The sequence below is a fragment of the uncultured Exiguobacterium sp. genome (assembly GCF_964277885.1).
Classification (GTDB): Bacteria; Bacillota; Bacilli; order Exiguobacteriales; family Exiguobacteriaceae; genus Exiguobacterium_A.
In genome coordinates this window covers 638,584-657,734 of record NZ_CAXYJR010000005.1, presented here as the reverse complement: position 1 = coordinate 657,734, position 19,151 = coordinate 638,584, and the positions used below count along the sequence as shown (strand labels likewise).

The following is a 19,151-nucleotide window of genomic DNA, read 5'->3' as shown; positions in this document are numbered from 1 at the left end:
CACTATATTACGAAATAATAGATTTTTCACAAAGCACTTTTTATGTATAGAAAGTAAAAAAGCCTACGAAATCCTGCAGATTTCGTAGGCTTTAATCTTTACAATAAGCGATAAATGGCTTCCCACGCTGCATCGACGCCCTCTCCAGTCTCGGACGAGAAAGGAATCAATGTATCTTGACCATCAAATTGCAATTTACGTTTAATTGCCGCGATATGTTTATCACGTTGACTCTTCTTGATTTTATCGAGTTTTGTCGCGACGACGATGACCGGTAGATCGTAATACTTCAAGAAATCGTACATCGTCACATCGTCCGCAGACGGGTCGTGTCGGATGTCGACGAGCTGTACGACACCTTTGAGAATTTCCCGTTGTGTAAAGTACTTCTCCATCATCTTGCCCCACGCTTCACGCTCCGTCTTCGAGACTTTCGCATATCCGTAACCCGGTACATCGACGAACATGACTTCATCATTGATGTTGAAGAAGTTCAAGGTTTGCGTTTTACCTGGTTTCGAAGATGTCCGCGCGAGTGCTTTTCGCTGGACCAGCTTATTGATGAAAGAGGACTTTCCGACGTTCGATCGTCCTGCGAGTGCCACTTCTGGCAACAATGGCTCCGGATAATGTTCCGGATTGACGCCACTCGTAATAAAATCAGCTTTATAAATTTTCATGTTACTCTCCTTTTAATGCATGTTCGAGCACTTGCTCCATCGTCGCGACCGGAATGAATTCCATTCCTGCGCGGACGCTTTCCGGAATATCATCGATATCCCGCGTATTGTCTTGCGGCAGCAGAACGGTCGTCAAGCCCGCACGGTGTGCTGCGAGTGACTTCTCCTTTAGTCCACCGATTGGTAAGACACGTCCACGCAACGTGATTTCTCCCGTCATTCCTACGTCTCGGCGAACCGGACGTTTTGTTAAAGCGGAAATCAATGCTGTCGCAAGTGTGATCCCAGCAGATGGTCCGTCTTTTGGTACGGCACCTTCAGGAACGTGGATGTGGATGTCTTGCGTTTCGTAGAAGTTCGGTTCGATGCCAAGGGACGTCGCATTCGCTCGGACGAAGCTATACGCGGTCTGAGCCGACTCTTGCATGACATCACCGAGTTTCCCGGTTAACTGCAATTTCCCTTTACCCGGAGCAAGGCTGACTTCGATCGTCAACGTATCGCCCCCAAAAGCAGTATACGCTAAACCAGTCACCGCGCCAATCATATCTTCGAGCTCGCCTTGACCATAGCGGTAAATCGGTTTGCCTAGGAAATCGTCCAGATTACGTTTCGTCACCGTCACCCGTTTCTTCTCACCCATCGCGATTTGTTTCGCTGCTTTCCGGCAAAGTGAACCGAGGACACGTTCAAGATTCCGGACACCGGCTTCTCGTGTATAACGACGGACGACTTCTTCTAGCGCGTCTGCTTTGACTGTCAATTGACTCTTTTTCAGACCATGTTCAGCTAGCTGCTTCGATAAGAGATGACGAACGGCAATTTCCGTCTTCTCTTGTTCCGTATAGCCACCGATTTGAATCAGTTCCATCCGGTCAAGCAACGGTCCGGGGATGTTTGAGACATCGTTCGCTGTTGCGATGAACAGAACATTCGATAAATCGAACGGCTCTTCGATATAGTGATCCGAGAAGCTATTATTTTGTTCTGGATCAAGAACTTCGAGCATCGCGGACGACGGGTCACCACGGAAGTCATTTGACATCTTATCGATCTCATCGAGCAGGAAGACTGGATTGTTCGTTCCTGCTTGTTTTAAACCGCGGATGATCCGTCCTGGCATCGCACCGATATATGTCCGGCGATGTCCACGAATCTCCGCTTCGTCGCGCACGCCACCAAGTGAGACACGGACGAACTTCCGCTCAAGTGCTGTGGCAATCGAACGGGCAAGCGACGTTTTCCCAACTCCTGGAGGACCAGAAAGACAGAGAATCGGTCCACGTAACGAGTCCGTCAATTGACGAACGGCAAGATACTCAAGGATCCGTTCTTTGACCTTCTCTAGACCGTAATGGTCCTTTTCAAGCTGTTCCGAAGCAGCTGAGACGTTCAAGAAATCATCGGTTGCTTCATTCCACGGCAATGAGAAGAACCATTCAAGATAGTTACGAATGACCCCATGTTCGGGACTCGTCGCCGGTACGACCGCTAAACGACTGATTTCCTTCTCGACGTTCGCAACCGTCGTTTCTGGTAAATCAAGCATCGCAAGCTGCTCCCGGTATTTCGTCGCATCGCTTTCAGCAGAAGCTGATTCGCCACCGAGTTCTTGTTGAATCGTCTTCAATTGTTCCCGCAAGTAATATTCGCGTTGCGATTGTTCAATCGTCTTCTTCGTCCGTTCACGCATCTCACGTTCGAGTTCGACGACTTCATATTCGTGTTTCATGACGTCAAGCAACATCAATCCTCGTTCGACCGGATCCTGTTGTTCGAGGAACTCTTGCTTCTTCGAGATATCGATTGGTAGCTTCGACGTGATATAGTCCGTCAAAGAATCGAGGCGTTCGTATGTCTCGAACCGGCGACGTTCATCCGTTCCGATTCCTTTGATCCGAGAGACGAGTTGCCCGAACTGTTCTTTGATGAGACGAACGAGCGCTTCTTGTTTCGCTCCTTTGATGTCCATCTTCTCGATTGGTTCAATGACGGCTTGATAACCCTCGTCCGTCTCCTCGACGTTTTCAATCCGGACGCGTTCCTTCCCGATGACGCGGACACGGACCGTATCATTCCCGAGCTCACTCATCTTCGCGATTTGAACGAGTGTCCCAACCTGATGCAGCCCGTCGACAGACGGCTCTGCTTCTGGATCACGTTGCGTGACGACGACGAGATCGATTTCGTGTTCCTTTGATGCAAGTAAGGCTTTCAAGGATACCGGACGCCCGACATCAATCGTCAATCCGATCAACGGATACGCGACGACACCGCGTAACGGTAAAAGTGGATATTGTTTTTTCTTCATTCGAATTCCTCCTAAACAAAAAGACTCGGAAAGGCGTACAAGTAGCCTCCGAGCCGATTTGTCACGGTGTTACGCCGTTTCTTTTTCTTTCCCATGTTCAATTGTACCATCTTTCAACTCAAGCGTTGGACCGCGTTTACCAGTCAACGTTTCTGCTGTAATGATGACTTTCGCGATGTCTTCACGCGATGGGATTTCGAACATGATATCAAGCATAGTTTCTTCGATGATTGAACGAAGACCACGCGCACCTGTTTTACGTTCGATTGCAAGTTTTGCAATCTCAAGAAGTGCATCTTCCGTGAAGTCGAGTTCGACATCATCAAGTTGAAGCATTTTCTTATATTGTTTCACGAGGGCGTTTTTCGGTTTCGTCAAGATTTGAACGAGTGCCTCTTCATCAAGTGGCTCGAGCGTCGCCATGACCGGCAAACGACCGATGAACTCTGGAATTAAACCGAACTTTTGAAGATCTTCTGGTAATGCAGCTGCTAGAATTTCTTTTTGTGTAAGGTTACGGTTCTCTGAATCGTTTCCGAATCCGATGACTTTTTTACCAAGACGACGTTTGATCGACTGATCGATACCATCGAATGCGCCACCAACGATGAACAAGATGTTCGTCGTATCGATTTGGATGAATTCTTGATGTGGGTGTTTCCGTCCACCTTGTGGCGGTACACTCGCAACTGTTCCTTCCAAAATCTTCAGCAAGGCTTGTTGGACACCCTCACCAGATACGTCACGTGTAATCGACGGGTTTTCTGATTTACGAGCGATCTTATCGATTTCATCAATGTAGATGATGCCTTTTTCAGCCTTCTCAACATCGTAATCCGCCGCTTGGATGAGTTTCAACAGGATGTTCTCGACGTCTTCACCGACATAACCGGCTTCCGTCAAACTTGTTGCATCTGCAATCGCAAACGGTACGTTCAAGATACGTGCCATCGTTTGGGCAAGAAGTGTCTTACCGCTACCTGTTGGTCCAATCATGACGATGTTCGATTTTGAGAGCTCGACATCATCTGCGCGACCACCAGCATTGATTCGTTTGTAGTGATTGTACATCGCTACAGACAGCGATTTCTTCGCTTTCTCTTGACCGATAACATAATCGTCAAGTGTCGTACGAATTTCATGCGGTTTCGGAACATTCTTCAGCTCGACTTCTTCTTCAGTACCGAGTTCTTCCTCTACGATTTCATTGCAGAGTTCGATACACTCGTCGCAAATGTAAACGCCAGGTCCAGCAACAAGTTTGCGTACTTGTTCTTGTGTCTTTCCACAGAAAGAACATTTTAGCTGACCTTTTTCTTCGTTAAATTTAAACATAAAGGTCCACCCCTTTAACGTGGAAATTGTATGGATGCCTGTAGCATCTCGTCTCACGTTTTACTATTTATGATTGTAGCATGAACAAGGAAAGTCTTTCAAATCCTGGACGAACGATTTACAGTTTGATGTTCTGAACCAAGGATCGTTTGTCCTTGTTTGACCTATCGTACAAAAAAATCGACTCCAAGACCAGAAATTGGGCTTGAAGTCGATCGAAAACCATGAAATGGCTTATTTTGCTTTTGCGTTGTCGACGAGAACATCGATAGCTTTACGGAATTGAAGATCGCCTTTAAGCGTTTCAAGACCACCTTGTGGTGCAAGCATCGTTTCAAGTTGATCTGCAGGGATGTTGTAGAGTTCTGACATTGATTGAAGTTCAGCTTGAGTTTCCTCATCTGTTACTTCGATTTTTTCGTCAGCAACGATTTGCTTGAGGACGAGACGTGCTTTAACGCGCTCTTCCGCTTGCTCTTTCATTTCAGAACGCATTGCCTCTTCTGTCGTTCCAGTCAACTGGAAGTACATGTTGAGGTCGATGCCTTGTGATTGAATACGTTGTGTGAACTCTTGAACCATACGCTCGACTTCGTTTTCGACCATGACTTCTGGAAGATCAACTGTCGCGTTTTTCGTAGCCGCTTCGACTAACTCATCGCGCATTGAAGCATCAGCTTCTTGTTTGCGTGTGTTTTCGAGACGCGTACGGATTTTTGTTTTCAACTCGTCGAGTGAAGAAACTTCTTCATCCATTTCTTTTGCGAACTCATCTGTCAATTCAGGGAGCTCTTGTGCTTTAACTTCATGGATCGTTACTTTGAATGTAACTGGTTTTCCAGCGAGTGATGCTTCGTGGTATTCCTCTGGGAATGTCACTTCAAGATCTTTTTGCTCGCCAGTTTTTAAACCGACCATTTGTTCTTCGAATCCAGGAATGAAGTTTCCAGAACCGATAACGAGTGAGTAGTTCTCAGCAGTTCCGCCGTCGAATTGGTTTTCCCCATCGAAACCTGCGAAGTCGAATACGACTGTATCGCCATTCTCGATGACACCATCTTCTTTAACGACGAGTTCTGCACCGCGTTCTTGTAATGTTTTGAGTTCAGCGTCGACGTCTTCGTCAGTAACGTTCGTTTCAACTGCTGTGTACTCAAGACCTTTGTACTCACCGAGTGTAGCTTCTGGCTCGATGACGAACGTGATTTTGAATTCGACTGGCTTGCCTTTTTCGAGTGTTTCAACGTCGATGTTCTCAAGCGCGATTGGCTCGATTCCTGATTCGACGACTGCACCTTCGATTGTGTCCTTATAAAGGATATCGAGTGCATCTTGGTACAGTGCTTCTTCACCGTACATTTTGTTGAACATTGCGCGTGGCATTTTTCCTTTACGGAAACCAGGCGTGTTCAAAGTCTTAACGACTTTCTTGAACGCTTGGTCTACCGCTTTATCAAATGCTTCAGCAGGCGCTTCATACGTGAGGACGCCGAGGCTACCTGATTGTTTTTCCCATTTTGCAGTCATGCTGAGTCCCTCCAAAATTGTCAATTAGCGTACATGTGTGTACAACAAGTCACATTATAGCACAATCGTTCTGACGATTACCACTGTTGAACGAATCGTTTCCTGATGCCTCAATCGAAGTAAATTTGCTCGAATGCGATGACTTCCGGATAGAGGATATGTACCCCTTGATATAATCGCTTCGCCAGCGGACTTAAGGCACGTTCCGGCTCTTCTTTTTCAAACGACAGCCCCGCTAGTTCGTCACATGCCAAAAGCCACTTTTCCATATCCGATCCGATCGCTTTACGTTCTTCAAGATGAATCAATTGATCCGAACGCAAGACGAGCAATGCTCGGAAAGGATCCATTCGCTCTAATGTATGCATCGATGCAAGTAACGCTTGTTGTTCCTGCTGATGCGTGAACCGCACTTCTTCTAAATCCTGACGTGACGAAATCATCCAGTGTATATCTAGATGTGGCACATGAATGTCCGTCGGATACGACAAATACTCAATCATGCTTCCTATTAACTGATCAATCACGAGTAGGCTTTGATGTTCTGTATCTTGCGCACGAAGATATTTGTGTGTGATGTATTCTGTGAGGGCAGGTGTCCGTTCAAATTCCATACCGGTCAAATGGCGCATTTGTTCGACCCAACTTCCATGTCGTAATACATGCATCAACTCCATTTCGGAAGTTACAGTACCATGAGCAGCATTTCTTTTTTGAACCGGTTTCGTCTTTTGTTCGCGCACCGTCATCCGCTGTTTAATCTCATCTAATCGAAGCGCAAGTCCATACGGCAAGTAAGGTGACGCCGAGCGCAAAGCGAGTTTCATCGGATACCGTTCTCCGAGTTCATAAAGAAAGAGTGCGAGCACTTGCTCCACACCCTCGACTTCAAGAAAACGCTCTGCTACGGTTTCGTATCGTTCACGGTCATGTACTAAAAACGGCTGGATGACATAGAGTCGGTATAACACATCTTCTCCTGTCAATTGGTCAGTCTCCAATTCCTTGACCAGCCGTTCTTGTTCAGCTTCCGGCAAACGGAGGACCCGCGCTCGTTCTGCTTCTAGTTCGTGTTCCATCCAGCGAGATGTCTCCATATTCCTGCACTCCTTCATTCAACTACTTATTTCGTAAACGGATCGAGCAAAGACGTCCAGTTTGTGATCGCATCTTGTAATTTCCCTGCCTGTTCGATGCCGAGACGATTTAATGTATCGAGAGAGACGTCTGTTTCAAGAAGTCGTGTAATATCTTCTGATTGATTCACGAACTGCTCAAGCTTTGCACTTAAATTTTGCAACTCTTGCGGTGGGTTTTCAAGACCCGCCAATCGTTGATCGATTTGATCCAGCTCTTGATTGAATTGATCAATCGTTCCGTTTTCCTTCAACTTTTCGATTTGTTGATCGAGTGCTTGCTCCGGATTCGCGGATTCGCGTGCTTTCGTAGCAGCCTCATTCAAAGAAGAAGACAGATCTGACGTGACTTGTGCTGTATCTTTCGCAATGCCTTGGAGTTCTCCCGCATAATCAACACTATTCTTCACATTGTTGACTTGTTGTTTTGCGTCATCGACTGTACTGGAGATCTCACTACATCCCGCAAGAAACGTACTGAGTAACAGGACTGCACCAATTTTCTTCCACATCGCATTCATCCCTTTCGAGTTCATGATACCTTAATTATAATCGAAAATCGGAATAAAAAAAAGAGACCGCCCTCGTAAGGGCAGTCTCTATTTTAATTATAGCGTCCCAAGAGGGATTCGAACCCCCGACCGACGGCTTAGAAGGCCGTTGCTCTATCCTGCTGAGCTATTGGGACGTGTCAACACGAATAAACTATACTAAAACAATTCTTTCGTGTCAATCACATTACAAAGATTGCATTTATTTTATTACAAAAATGTTCCGTCGAGGTGAAGCGCATTGACTCGGTCACCATTCACATCAAGAAAATCGACAGAATAACGGTTTTGATCCACTTCAAGAATCGCATATGTCTTATCTGGGCGATGACGTGGCATCCGAATCGATCCTGGATTGATGAATAAGACGCCATCCCGGTATTCCGCCTTCGCGACATGAGAATGACCATACAAGACGATGTCCGCTTGCTTTTCGTTCGCATGATGTTGTAAGACATCTAAACTGTATTTAACGTCCTGACGATGTCCGTGGACACAGAGGACGGTATGCCCGTTCATCTCGGACGTGACTTCTTCCGGAAAATCGTGTCCGTAATCACAGTTCCCCCGTACAACACGATATGGATATAATGATTCGATGTCGCGCGTCAATTGGGAGTCCCCACAATGAAATGCCACATCTACGTCTTGATGACGTTCGAATATTGTAAGCAGTTCTTGTTCTAGTCCATGACTATCACTAACGATCAACGCTCTCATCTTCATCACACTCCTAAGAAAGTAGTTAAGTCCTGTTCGAGCTTGCGCAATGCATTGCCACGATGACTAATCATCGCTTTTTCTTCTTTCGTCAACTCAGCAGCCGTCTGTCCGCTCGCCGTGACGAACAGTGGATCGTAACCGAATCCATTCGAACCCGTCGCTTCAAAACCGATTCGCCCTTCCATCGTTCCACGAACCGTCAATGTTTCACCAGTTGGTTTCGCTAGCGCGAGTACACAAACGAATCGTGCCGTTCGCTCTTCCTCCGGAACACCTTCTAACTTTTCAAGTAGTAAAGCATTGTTCGCCACATCCGACTTTTCAAGACCCGCGAATCGTGCTGAGTAGACGCCTGGAGCGCCATCTAAAGCATCGACTTCAAGACCTGAATCATCAGCAAGTACCGCGTGACCAAAGTAGGCTGCTGCCTCTGTTGCTTTTAAAAGTGCATTTTCCTCGAATGTCTCACCTGTTTCGTCTGTTTCCGGAGCATCAGCGTGATCGAGTAACGACTCGACCGTATAACCGAGACGACCCAGCATGCTTTCAAGTTCCTTCACTTTACCTGCATTGTGTGTTGCGACGATGACCTTCATCTATGTTCCCCCACTTCTTCTCCTACATACCACCAAGAGACACCGAGTGCATCTCGACCAGCATTAATTAGTTCCTTAATTCCTTTTTCCCCAAGTTCGAGCATATCGAGCATCTCTTGACGGGAAAATGTCGACTCTTCTCCTGTTGCTTGCATCTCGACGATTTTACCCGATGAGGTCATGACGAGATTGAAGTCGACTTCCGCCGCAGCGTCCTCTTCGTAGCATAAATCGAGCAAGACATTCGACTCAACAATTCCAACTGAGATAGCTGCGATGCCTTCCTTGATTGGCGTATCCGTCAGTTTTCCCGCTTGAATCAATTGATCGACCGCCCGGACGAGCGCCAAGAAACCACCAGTGATCGATGCCGTTCGTGTGCCACCATCTGCTTGAATAACATCACAATCGATCCAGATTGTTCGTTCCCCAAGCTTCTCTAAATCGACGATGGCCCGAAGCGAACGGCTGATGAGACGTTGGATTTCCATCGTCCGTCCCGTCTGTTTGCCGCGGACGGCTTCTCGTGCGGTCCGCTGAGCCGTCGCACGTGGTAACATCGAATATTCCGCATTGATCCAGCCTTGGCGTTTACCGCGAAGAAACGGTGGCACCTTCTCCTCGACGGTCGCCGTACAGAGGACTTTCGTATCGCCAAGTTCAATCAAGACAGAACCTTCTGCGTGTTTATTGATATCAATCGATAATTGAATAGGACGGAGATGATCCGCCGTTCGTTGGTCTATCCGCATTTAATCTTCCTCCGTTCCAAGCACGATGCGCTCCGCATGGATGGTCTGATCGAGCCAATCCGTCGCAATCTGATCAAATGAGCGGATATCGCCTGTCGCGTAATAACGATGTTCCGGAATTTGTGTCACATCTGCTGAAATCGTATTGTAATCAAGTAGTGCTGCTACCTCGAGCGCTGTCTCGTCTCCTGAAGAGATTAGCTGGACGCCTGGTCCGATGACCCGTCCAATCACATCTGCTAGGAGTGGGTAATGGGTGCACCCGAGGATCAATGTATCCATATCGTAGTTCATCAATGGTCGTAATGTATTGGCAACGACACGTTCGACGTACGCACCATCTGTCTGCATCGACTCGACGAGCGGAACGAATGGCGGGCACGCTAACGATTCGACGACGACTTGCCCTTCGACGTGGCGTAACGCCTTTTCATAGGAATTACTTGTAATCGTCATCTTCGTTCCAATGACACCGATTCGTTTCGTACGCGTCACTTTGACTGCCGCACGGGCTCCAGGATCAATGACACCGATGACAGGTATATTTAAACGTTCTCGCGCTTCTTTTAAAACGACAGCCGTGGCTGTGTTACAGGCGATCACGATCAACTTCACATCTTGTTGCACGAGATAATCAATCATCTCCCACGTAAACTCACGAATCTCCTCTTCTGGACGAGGACCATACGGACACCGCAATGTATCCCCGACATAGATGATTCGCTCATGGGGCAACTGTCGCATCAATTCACGTGCGACCGTCAACCCACCGACTCCAGAATCCAGTACTCCAATCGCTCGATTCACTCTTCTCCACCTCTTTCTCTCTACCTTATGGTAACAAAAAAGGACGACGGTGCAAGACCGGCGTCCGAGAATGTACGATTACAGGATTACTGAGCAAGACCTTCGCTAGTCAGCATATCTGAAAGAGTCGTGATTGCTTCAGAAGCATCGTCACCGTTTGCAACGATTTTGATATCTGAATCTTTCGCGATTCCGAGTGAAAGAACACCCATGATTGACTTCAAGTTGACAGTCTTCCCGTTGTATTCCAAGTTGATGTCTGATTGGAATTTAGAAGCTGTGTTGACGAGCTGAGTAGCCGGACGAGCGTGAATGCCTGAATCCGCGATGACTTTGAATGTTTTTTCCATGATTAAGAAATCTCCCTTCACTAATAACGTACTAGTGAGTCGTTTTCGAATATGTGAACTCATTATCAAATGATAACGGATTCGAAGCGATTCTGCAAGGAATTTTTATATGTCTCACTCCATGGGAATGCTTTGCCGGCACGGTCGATTTGTACCATCGATGTCCGTCCTGTGAACATCAGTTCACCCTGCTCATCAAACGCCGCGTAATGGACGTCACACGACGCACTACCTACATGTACTGGATAGGCATAGACAGCGAGACGAGCCCGTGGATAGACTTGGCGAATGTAATTACACTGGGCATCCGCAACGACGATGATGCCGTCTTCTGCAAGTGAGTATCCTGTTTCCTCTAACATCAATGTCCGAACGTCCTCAAAATAGATGAACGGTACCCGGTTATTCATATGACCATAGGCATCCGTCTCCGCGAAACGAACGGCGACGTCGAGTCGTGTGCCATGTTTCATCTGTTCAAGCCATGATTCGAGTTCTGGAATGTAAGCTGGTACGCGCACAATGAGTTCCTCCTGTCTGAATGAAAAAAGAAGGAGCAAGCTCCTTCTTTAATAATTTATGAACTAACCGCTTCACCTGTTCGTCCTTCGTCACTGCCGAAGAACTTCTTGAATGAATGAAGTGTCGTCTGACGGTTCATCGCTGCGATCGAAGTCGTCAGCGGAATCCCTTTCGGACAAACCTCAACACAGTTTTGAGCGTTACCACACTGCATGATTCCGCCGTCTTCCATCAACGCTTCAAGGCGTTCTTCCTTATGGAAGGCACCTGTTGGATGCGAGTTGAATAGACGAACTTGTGAGATCGGTGCCGGCCCGATGAATGTCGAACGATCGTTGACGTTCGGACATGCCTCAAGACACACACCACAAGTCATACATTTCGATAACTCATATGCCCATTGGCGTTTGTTCTCTGGCATACGCGGTCCTGGTCCTAAATCGTACGTTCCATCGATTGGGACCCATGCTTTAACCTTTTTCAACGCATCGAACATACGCTGACGGTCGACTTGAAGGTCACGAACGATCGGGAACGTCTGCATCGGCTGAAGACGGATCGGTTGTTCGAGTTTATCAACGAGTGCCGTACATGACTGACGTGGTGTACCGTTGATGACCATCGAACAAGCGCCACATACTTCTTCTAGACAGCCCATGTCCCAGTTGATCGGTGTCGTTTTTTCACCGGCTGCATTCACAGGATTCCGGCGAATCTCCATTAGAGCAGAGATGACGTTCATGTTCGGACGGTACGGAATTTCAAACGCTTCATCATACGGTTTACCATCAGGTCCATCTTGACGTTGAACGATGAATTGAACCGATTTTTGCGTAGTAGATGATTCGAGTGGTGTCGCCATTATGCTTTCACCTCTTTCTTCGACTTCTTGCTGTAGTCGCGTTTCCGTGGCGGAATCAACGACGTGTCGACGTCTTCATAGAAGATTTCTGGATGACCATTCGTATAGCGTGCCATCGTCGTTTTCAAGAACTGTTCATCATTACGTTCCGGGAATTCCGGCTTGTAGTGCGCCCCGCGACTCTCGTCACGTTTTAACGCACCAAGTGTAATCGCTTCGGCTAAATCAAGCATGTGATCAAGCTGACGGATGAATGATGCTCCTTGGTTACTCCAGCGTGCTGTATCCGTTGCCGAGATGCGCGTGAACCGATCGCGGAGTTCCTTGATTTTTGTCAGTGTCTCTTCGAGCTTATCGTTATAACGTACGACCGTAACGTTGTCTGTCATGATTTCTCCGAGCTCACGGTGGATTTGATACGCGTTTTCCGTACCTTCCATCGATAAGATATCATTGAAACGATTGATTTCTTCGATTTTATGCGCTTCGACGACGTCTTCACTCATCTCATGAACCGATGTCTCGAGTTCATTCATATAGGCGATCGCTGACGGTCCAGCAACCATTCCACCGTATACCGCAGAAAGAAGCGAGTTCGCTCCGAGACGGTTTCCACCGTGCATCGAGTAATCACATTCACCAGCTGCGAACAATCCAGGGATATTCGTCATCTGATCGTAGTCGACCCATAGTCCACCCATTGAATAGTGAACGGCCGGGAAGATTTTCATCGGTACTTTTCGTGGATCATCACCGACGAACTTCTCGTAGATTTCAAGAATCCCACCGAGCTTGACGTCGAGTTCTTTTGCGTCTTTATGCGATAAATCCAGATACACCATGTTTTCTCCGTTGACGCCGAGTTTTTGATTGACACAGACGTCGAAGATCTCGCGTGTCGCGATATCTCGTGGAACAAGGTTTCCGTATGCCGGATATTTTTCTTCGAGGAAGTACCAAGGCTTACCGTCTTTATACGTCCAGACGCGACCACCTTCCCCACGTGCTGATTCACTCATGAGACGTAATTTATCGTCTCCAGGAATCGCAGTCGGGTGAATCTGGATGAATTCACCGTTCGCATAGATCGCACCTTGACGATAGACAGCAGCTGCCGCTTGTCCTGTGTTGATGACCGAGTTCGTCGATTTTCCGAAGATGACCCCAGGACCACCTGTCGCGAGGATGACAGAATCCGCGGCAAAAGCCTCGATTTCCATCGTCCGGAGGTTTTGACAAACCGCTCCACGACAGATGCCATTGTCATCGATGATGGCACGAAGGAATTCCCATCCTTCATATTTTTCTACCAAACCTTGCGCTTCGAACTTACGAACCTGTTCATCTAATGCGTACAACAGTTGTTGTCCTGTCGTCGCTCCAGCGTATGCCGTCCGGTGATGCAACGTCCCTCCGAAACGACGGAAGTCGAGTAAGCCTTCCGGTGTCCGGTTGAACATGACACCCATTCGGTCGAACATATGGATGATTTTCGGCGCTGCTTCCGCCATTTTTTGAACAGGTGGTTGATTTGCGAGGAAGTCTCCACCGTATACCGTGTCATCGAAATGCTGGTATGGTGAATCCCCTTCCCCTTTCGTATTGACCGCTCCGTTGATGCCGCCTTGTGCACAAACAGAGTGTGAGCGTTTGACGGGTACGAGTGAGAATAATTTAACTGGTACGCCTTGCTCTGCTGCTTTTATCGTAGCCATCAGACCGGCAAGCCCTCCGCCGATGATGACAAGATTCTTGTTCGCCATGTTGTCAGTTCCCCTTTCCTTACAACACGCCTGCAAACGTTAAGATCGAGCGTACGCCTACAAACGATAAACCGATGAATACGAGTGCTGCCACGTAAGACATCGCTCGTTGAGATGCTGGTGACTGTGTGATTCCCCATGTGATGCAGAACGTCCAAAGTCCGTTCGCAAGGTGGAATGTCGTCGCCAAGATCCCGACGATATAGAACGCTAACATGAATCCGTTATCGACGATGTTCTGCATCATGCTCGCATCAACTTCTGTTCCCATCGCAGCGGCAATCCGCGTCTCCCAAACGTGCCATGTGATGAACACGACAAGGAATACACCACTGAACCGTTGCAAGACATACATCCAGTTCCGGAAGTATGTATATCGTCCCGTGTTCGCAGAACCCGTGAATGCGATGTACACACCGTAGACACCGTGCAAGATGATTGGAATGAAGATGACAAAAATCTCTAAGAACAGTCGATACGGAACGCTCCCCACGAATTCCGCGGCCTTATTGAAGTCTTCCTCACCACGTACGATGAAGTAGTTCGTCGTTAAGTGCGAAAGTAAAAATAACCCGATTGGAATGACGCCGAGCAGTGAGTGTATTTTACGACTCACGAAATCACGATGATTCGCCATCCAAATCCCCCCTTTTGTTTGCCAATCAACCGTTGGCGCATTTTGGTAGAAAAGCGCTTTCATAAGGAAATTCGTCTTTTCATCACTTATTCTACTCCTGTCCTTTTTAGAAGACAACCCGAGCCGTTGCATTTAACTGCAAATTTTTTCAGGAAAACAATGACCTGCTAGAATCATCTCGGTATAATGGTTCACAGATAGGAGTGAATCATGATGGATGTTACACCAAATCAAACACCACTTTTCGGAATCGAATTGATCCGGGATTATGTGCTGACCGATCTTCTTGGATCGGATTATCGGCAAGTCATCTACTGGGCAGGTAAACGTCTAGCGCGTCAATTCCCTGTCGTGGATGAATCTGAATTGACCTCATTCTTTGAACAAGCTGGTTGGGGTATGCTCGAACTCAAGAAACGTAAAGGAACGGTCATCTCGTTCGTGCTGTCTCCTCCTGATACGACGAGAGATGAACGACCGCAAGGCTACTTTCAACTCGAAGCTGGTTTCCTCGCTGAACAGTTCTCCCGTTTTAACGGATGTGTCGCGGAAGGATATGCTGAGACGAATAAAGAGCTTGTTCAAATCACGGTCCAAATCGATCCTAAAGATCCACTTGAACCAATCGGTTGAACTTTACATAGAACGTGACAGGAATCTTAATTTTCAACATCGAAATAGATTCATGAAACCTTTTGCAGTAAGTGCTCGTAAAATCATTCGTACACAAATCGCGAGGAGGAACTTCACATGTTCAAAAAACTAGCAGCAGATTTAACGGGATTCAGTGATATCGGACAAGTCATTCATCCTGATGATTTCGACAAGGCAGCCGCTGACGATTATGTCTTGCATGAAGACGGCGAGAAAATCTACTTCTTGATCAAATCCAAATCTGACGAGTATTGCTTCACGAATCTGGCTTTGATTCACCTTGATGGTGAAAGTGCCGTCAGTTCAAAACGTGTACTCTACCGCTATCCGTATGCACATTATCCAATTCGCCATGTCATGTTCGAAACAGCCGGAACAGTCGATCTCGATGTAGAGATCAAGTTCGAGATTGGCGGCAAACACTATTCGATTGACGTAGATAAAAAACAGCTAGAGCATGTAAAGGATCTGTATAAGACATTGCTTGCCATCGCTGAAAAACAATATGAAGGACAAAAAATGCTCGAGTTCGCGAACAACTCATTGAATCATTCGGTCACGATTCTCGGTGGTCTTCGCCAAGGCGATATGAACGTCCCGCAAACATTCAAGGAGTTGTCTGAACAATCCTTCGAGTGGCTACAAGGTCACTATCATCAGTGGAACCAGCGCGACTTCGGTTCATACTACGAGAAGTACATCAACAACTAATTATTTTAAAATGCCGCCCTCTTCAAGAGGACGGCATTTTTTCATTCTTCATTCGCTTGACTTAAATATTCAGCGACGGTTTCCGCTAACTTGACAGGTAATCCTGCTTCCGCCAACTGTTCGATCGTCGCACGTCGCAGGCTACGCATCGATCCGAAATGACGAATCAACTGCTGGCGTCGTTTCGGTCCGACTCCTGGAATCTCGTCGAGTAATGAACGTGTCATCCCTTTTGAACGAAGCGAGCGGTGGAAGGTGATCGCGAATCGGTGGACCTCATCTTGCATACGCTGAAGTAGATAAAACGCGCTCGAACGTGGGCTGAGTTCGATCAATCGAGCATCTTCTCCAAACAACAACTGACTCGTCCGGTGTTTGTCATCTTTTTTTAATGATCCGACCGGCAGGGATAAGCCGAGTTCATCTTGAATGACTTCTAAAGCAGCATTCAACTGTCCGACTCCTCCGTCAATCAAAACGAGGTCCGGAAGGCGCGCTCCTTCAAGTAACAACCGTCGATAACGCCGACGAACGATTTCCCGCATCGATTCATAGTCATCCGGTCCTTGAACCGTCCGGATCTTGAACTTCCGGTATTCTTTTTTCAGTGGTTTACCGTCTTCAAAGACGACAAGCGCCGATACGGCATCCGCTCCTTGGATGTTCGCATTATCGATGATCTCAATCCGGGACAATGGATGAACGTCGATCGCGTCAGCGAGTTCTTCGACTGCCTGAACGGTCCGTTTCTCATCTTTAGCTAACAACTCGAAGCGTTCCGAGATCGCGTTTTCAGCATTCTTCGTTGCTAGATCAAGTAATTTCCTTTTTGATCCTCGGACCGGAACGTGAATTTTAATCGAGAGCGCCTCTTTGAGCAGTAGCTGATTAACGAGTGGCGGTACATAGACTTCACTTGGCTTGATGTTCTTTTCGTAGAACTGGACGATGAAACTCTCGAGTTCTTCTGCCGGTGTACCATAGATCGGGAAAAGCGAGACATCCCGTTCAATCATCTTTCCGCCGCGAAGGAAGAAGACTTGGACACACATCCAACCTTTATCGACATGAATTCCGAATACGTCGCGTGACGTCAGATCCGCTGTAATCATGTTTTGTTTGTTCATGATCGACTCGATCGCTCGGACTTGATCCCGTAATTCTCCGGCACGTTCGAATTCCATCGTTTCGGCCGCGTCCGCCATCTTCTGTTTCAAGCTTTCGACGAGTTCCTTCGTGTCCCCGGACAAGAACCTGCGGATTTCCGACACGAGCGTCTTTTGTTCCGACTCGAGATTCGGAATTTCACATGGACCGAGACACTGACCGATGTGGTAGTACAGGCAAAGTTTTTTCGGCATCGGCTGGCATTTACGCAGCGGATATAAACGATCTAACAGACGTTTCGTCTCGTTCGCCGCATAGGCATTCGGATAAGGACCAAAATAATGACCGCCATCCTTTTTCAACTTACGCGTCGTGATCAGGCGGGGATAGGTCTCATTCGTAATTTTCAAGTACGGATACGACTTATCATCCTTCAACATGATATTGTACTTCGGATCATGTTTCTTAATAAGCGTCATCTCAAGCAACAACGCTTCGAGTTCACTGGCTGTGATGATGTATTCGAAGTCACGGACTTCCGCGACGAGACGTTCCGTCTTAATATCATGTGCTCCCGTGAAATAGGAGCGGACTCGATTCTTAAGATTTTTTGCTTTTCCGACATAGATGATTTCGCCGAATTCATTTTTGTGCAGATAACATCCTGGCTCATCCGGCAAAAGGGATAGTTTCGCTTTGATATGTTCTTGATGTCCCAAATAAATGTCTCCTTTCACCGTTTTTAGTTTTATTCGTTCGGGTAAATACCATACATTGATTATGACATACGGAGGATGAAAAATGCGTACATATGATTGCATTGTGATCGGAACAGGTTCAGCTGGAAATCAAGCGGCGTATAAATTCGCTGAAAAAGGGCTACGTGTTGCCATCGTGGAGAACTTCACTCCCGGTGGCACATGTGCACAACGTGGGTGTGACGCAAAAAAAATCATGCTGACGGGTAGTGAGACGAAGGATGCAGTCGAGCGCTTACTCGGATATGGCGTAAAGGGTCTGGTTTCGATTGATTGGCGCCAGTTGATGGAACGCAAGAATGAATACACACGCGCCATTCCGGAGCAAACACGAAAGCGGTACGCGGAAACGGACATTGACTATTTCCACGGTGAACCGCAATTCGTATCTTCACATCGTCTTCGAATTGGTGAAGAAGAAATCGAAGGGAAACAGTTTTTAATCGCAACTGGTCTACGACCTCGCGAATTAACTGTACCCGGTAGTGAACGTTTTATAACGAGTAATGAATTTTTAGAACTAAAGGATCTCCCCCGTCGACTCGTTTGTATCGGTGGCGGGTATATCTCGTTTGAGTTCGCGCATCTCGCTCGTATTGCTGGCGCAGACGTCACGATCGTCTTACGATCTGATCCTTTAAAACAATTCGAAAGTGAACTCGTCGATGTCTTACTCGACGCCACACGAGCACTTGGCATCTCGATCATCAAAGAGGCAGAAGTCGTCGCTTACGAAGAGGATTCCCTTCGTTTATCGAACGGTGATGTGTTGAAGACGGATGTCGTCTTGAATGCGACTGGACGTGTCGCAAGTATCGATCAACTTGGTCTCGAAGCCATCGGTGTTTCGCATAACGAAAAAGGAATTCATGTCAATGCGTATCTCCAGTCTTCCGTCGAACATATCTATGCCGCAGGAGATGTTGCCGTCAGCGGGAATCCGGCGTTGACACCGTTTGCCGGAACAGAAGGACGACTCGCTGCTGATAACATGCTCGAAGGGAACAATCGGAAACTAGAGCTACTCCCTGTACCTAGCGTCGTATTCACCGCGCCGAATCTCGCCCTCGTCGGTGAGACGGAAACTGCTTTGAAAAAAGCAGGTATCTCGTACCGTGGTCGATTGATTGATACGTCTTCCTGGCAAACGAACGCACGGATCAAAGACAGTTTTGCTCGAGCGAAAGTTCTTGTTGGTGAAGATGACCAAGTGCTCGGCGCACATTTCATCGGCGTCAATGCAGCGGAACTTGCGAATTACTTCTCGTTTGCGATGCAACACCGGATTCCAAGTACTTCGATGCAACAGACTGGATTCGCTTACCCGACACCGGCTTCAGACATCGCTTCGTTATTAGAGGATTGACAG

19 protein-coding genes and 1 tRNA gene are annotated in these 19,151 nt (G+C 47.3%); 3 read left to right on the top strand and 17 right to left on the bottom strand.

Translation table 11 applies throughout. The features are described from left to right. Nucleotides 1-98: 98 nt before the first annotated feature. The 16 genes from yihA to ACHWTJ_RS04915 all read right to left on the bottom strand — a co-directional run bounded on the left by yihA (nt 99) and on the right by ACHWTJ_RS04915 (nt 14,552). Complete coding sequence (gene yihA / locus ACHWTJ_RS04990; RefSeq protein WP_023468975.1) at nt 99-680, bottom strand: ribosome biogenesis GTP-binding protein YihA/YsxC; 582 nt, start codon at nt 678-680, stop codon at nt 99-101. A gap of 1 nt (nt 681) precedes the next feature. Continuing rightward, the gene (lon, locus tag ACHWTJ_RS04985) at nt 682-2,991 is read right to left on the bottom strand and encodes an endopeptidase La (RefSeq protein ID WP_294740483.1); all 2,310 of its coding nucleotides are present in this window, start codon (nt 2,989-2,991) and stop codon (nt 682-684) included. Between the two features lie 69 nt (nt 2,992-3,060). Continuing rightward, on the bottom strand, nt 3,061-4,326 hold the full coding sequence (clpX, locus tag ACHWTJ_RS04980) for an ATP-dependent protease ATP-binding subunit ClpX (RefSeq protein ID WP_023468977.1): 1,266 nt from the start codon (nt 4,324-4,326) through the stop codon (nt 3,061-3,063). Between the two features lie 234 nt (nt 4,327-4,560). After that, the gene (gene tig / locus ACHWTJ_RS04975) at nt 4,561-5,853 is read right to left on the bottom strand and encodes a trigger factor (protein ID WP_029342286.1); all 1,293 of its coding nucleotides are present in this window, start codon (nt 5,851-5,853) and stop codon (nt 4,561-4,563) included. A gap of 110 nt (nt 5,854-5,963) precedes the next feature. Further along, on the bottom strand, nt 5,964-6,950 hold the full coding sequence (locus ACHWTJ_RS04970; RefSeq protein ID WP_394679214.1) for a hypothetical protein: 987 nt from the start codon (nt 6,948-6,950) through the stop codon (nt 5,964-5,966). A gap of 26 nt (nt 6,951-6,976) precedes the next feature. Beyond that, entirely contained in the window at nt 6,977-7,501 is a 525-nt protein-coding gene (locus ACHWTJ_RS04965; protein WP_294740477.1) for a hypothetical protein, read from the bottom strand. A gap of 102 nt (nt 7,502-7,603) precedes the next feature. Next, nucleotides 7,604-7,677, bottom strand: a tRNA-Arg gene (locus ACHWTJ_RS04960). A gap of 73 nt (nt 7,678-7,750) precedes the next feature. Next, nucleotides 7,751-8,260 (bottom strand): metallophosphoesterase family protein, encoded by a 510-nt coding sequence (locus ACHWTJ_RS04955; protein ID WP_294751013.1) that lies wholly within the window; start codon nt 8,258-8,260, stop codon nt 7,751-7,753. 5 nt (nt 8,261-8,265) lie between these two features. After that, nucleotides 8,266-8,859: an XTP/dITP diphosphatase gene (locus tag ACHWTJ_RS04950; protein ID WP_294751010.1), complete on the bottom strand. Its 594-nt coding sequence runs from the start codon at nt 8,857-8,859 to the stop codon at nt 8,266-8,268. Next, nucleotides 8,856-9,611: a ribonuclease PH gene (gene rph / locus ACHWTJ_RS04945; RefSeq protein WP_294751007.1), complete on the bottom strand. Its 756-nt coding sequence runs from the start codon at nt 9,609-9,611 to the stop codon at nt 8,856-8,858. Before rph ends, ACHWTJ_RS04950 begins: the two co-directional genes overlap by 4 nt. Next, nucleotides 9,612-10,418 (bottom strand): glutamate racemase, encoded by an 807-nt coding sequence (racE, locus tag ACHWTJ_RS04940; protein ID WP_023468984.1) that lies wholly within the window; start codon nt 10,416-10,418, stop codon nt 9,612-9,614. It lies immediately after the preceding gene. An 86-nt stretch (nt 10,419-10,504) separates the two neighbouring features. Then, entirely contained in the window at nt 10,505-10,768 is a 264-nt protein-coding gene (locus ACHWTJ_RS04935) for a phosphocarrier protein HPr (RefSeq protein ID WP_012371023.1), read from the bottom strand. A gap of 65 nt (nt 10,769-10,833) precedes the next feature. Further along, a complete protein-coding gene (locus tag ACHWTJ_RS04930) occupies nt 10,834-11,289 on the bottom strand; it encodes an acyl-CoA thioesterase (RefSeq protein WP_394679213.1) in 456 nt (151 codons plus the stop codon). A 56-nt stretch (nt 11,290-11,345) separates the two neighbouring features. Further along, nucleotides 11,346-12,152 (bottom strand): succinate dehydrogenase iron-sulfur subunit, encoded by an 807-nt coding sequence (gene sdhB / locus ACHWTJ_RS04925; protein WP_087681205.1) that lies wholly within the window; start codon nt 12,150-12,152, stop codon nt 11,346-11,348. Continuing rightward, nucleotides 12,152-13,915, bottom strand: a complete 1,764-nt coding sequence (gene sdhA / locus ACHWTJ_RS04920) for a succinate dehydrogenase flavoprotein subunit (protein WP_195864639.1) — start codon at nt 13,913-13,915, stop codon at nt 12,152-12,154. The genes sdhB and sdhA overlap by 1 nt, the downstream gene beginning before the upstream one ends. Before the next feature lie 19 nt (nt 13,916-13,934). After that, a complete protein-coding gene (locus tag ACHWTJ_RS04915; RefSeq protein ID WP_035406385.1) occupies nt 13,935-14,552 on the bottom strand; it encodes a succinate dehydrogenase cytochrome b558 subunit in 618 nt (205 codons plus the stop codon). 213 nt (nt 14,553-14,765) lie between these two features. Here ACHWTJ_RS04915 and ACHWTJ_RS04910 point away from each other — a divergent pair, with 213 nt between their 5' ends. After that, nucleotides 14,766-15,185, top strand: a complete 420-nt coding sequence (locus tag ACHWTJ_RS04910) for a YslB family protein (RefSeq protein WP_294751005.1) — start codon at nt 14,766-14,768, stop codon at nt 15,183-15,185. Between the two features lie 117 nt (nt 15,186-15,302). Next, nucleotides 15,303-15,917, top strand: coding sequence for a PH domain-containing protein (locus ACHWTJ_RS04905; protein WP_294740461.1), 615 nt, complete (start codon nt 15,303-15,305; stop codon nt 15,915-15,917). Between the two features lie 41 nt (nt 15,918-15,958). Here ACHWTJ_RS04905 and uvrC read toward each other — a convergent pair whose 3' ends face one another. Then, nucleotides 15,959-17,743 (bottom strand): excinuclease ABC subunit UvrC, encoded by a 1,785-nt coding sequence (gene uvrC / locus ACHWTJ_RS04900; protein WP_394679212.1) that lies wholly within the window; start codon nt 17,741-17,743, stop codon nt 15,959-15,961. 82 nt (nt 17,744-17,825) lie between these two features. On the opposite strand from uvrC, the gene ACHWTJ_RS04895 reads away from it, so the two are divergent. After that, entirely contained in the window at nt 17,826-19,148 is a 1,323-nt protein-coding gene (locus ACHWTJ_RS04895; protein WP_394679211.1) for a dihydrolipoyl dehydrogenase family protein, read from the top strand. Nucleotides 19,149-19,151: the final 3 nt, after the last annotated feature.

Coding starts and splice junctions, on each gene's coding strand:
- ACHWTJ_RS04905 (WP_294740461.1), top strand. CDS start 15,303: ATGTTCAAAAAACTAGCAGCAGATTTAACGGGATTCAGTGATATCGGA.
- clpX (WP_023468977.1), bottom strand. CDS start 4,326: ATGTTTAAATTTAACGAAGAAAAAGGTCAGCTAAAATGTTCTTTCTGT.
- ACHWTJ_RS04935 (WP_012371023.1), bottom strand. CDS start 10,768: ATGGAAAAAACATTCAAAGTCATCGCGGATTCAGGCATTCACGCTCGT.
- rph (WP_294751007.1), bottom strand. CDS start 9,611: ATGCGGATAGACCAACGAACGGCGGATCATCTCCGTCCTATTCAATTA.
- ACHWTJ_RS04970 (WP_394679214.1), bottom strand. CDS start 6,950: ATGGAGACATCTCGCTGGATGGAACACGAACTAGAAGCAGAACGAGCG.
- lon (WP_294740483.1), bottom strand. CDS start 2,991: ATGAAGAAAAAACAATATCCACTTTTACCGTTACGCGGTGTCGTCGCG.
- ACHWTJ_RS04955 (WP_294751013.1), bottom strand. CDS start 8,260: ATGAGAGCGTTGATCGTTAGTGATAGTCATGGACTAGAACAAGAACTG.
- tig (WP_029342286.1), bottom strand. CDS start 5,853: ATGACTGCAAAATGGGAAAAACAATCAGGTAGCCTCGGCGTCCTCACG.
- ACHWTJ_RS04915 (WP_035406385.1), bottom strand. CDS start 14,552: ATGGCGAATCATCGTGATTTCGTGAGTCGTAAAATACACTCACTGCTC.
- sdhB (WP_087681205.1), bottom strand. CDS start 12,152: ATGGCGACACCACTCGAATCATCTACTACGCAAAAATCGGTTCAATTC.
- sdhA (WP_195864639.1), bottom strand. CDS start 13,915: ATGGCGAACAAGAATCTTGTCATCATCGGCGGAGGGCTTGCCGGTCTG.
- ACHWTJ_RS04965 (WP_294740477.1), bottom strand. CDS start 7,501: ATGTGGAAGAAAATTGGTGCAGTCCTGTTACTCAGTACGTTTCTTGCG.
- yihA (WP_023468975.1), bottom strand. CDS start 680: ATGAAAATTTATAAAGCTGATTTTATTACGAGTGGCGTCAATCCGGAA.
- ACHWTJ_RS04895 (WP_394679211.1), top strand. CDS start 17,826: ATGCGTACATATGATTGCATTGTGATCGGAACAGGTTCAGCTGGAAAT.
- ACHWTJ_RS04950 (WP_294751010.1), bottom strand. CDS start 8,859: ATGAAGGTCATCGTCGCAACACACAATGCAGGTAAAGTGAAGGAACTT.
- ACHWTJ_RS04910 (WP_294751005.1), top strand. CDS start 14,766: ATGGATGTTACACCAAATCAAACACCACTTTTCGGAATCGAATTGATC.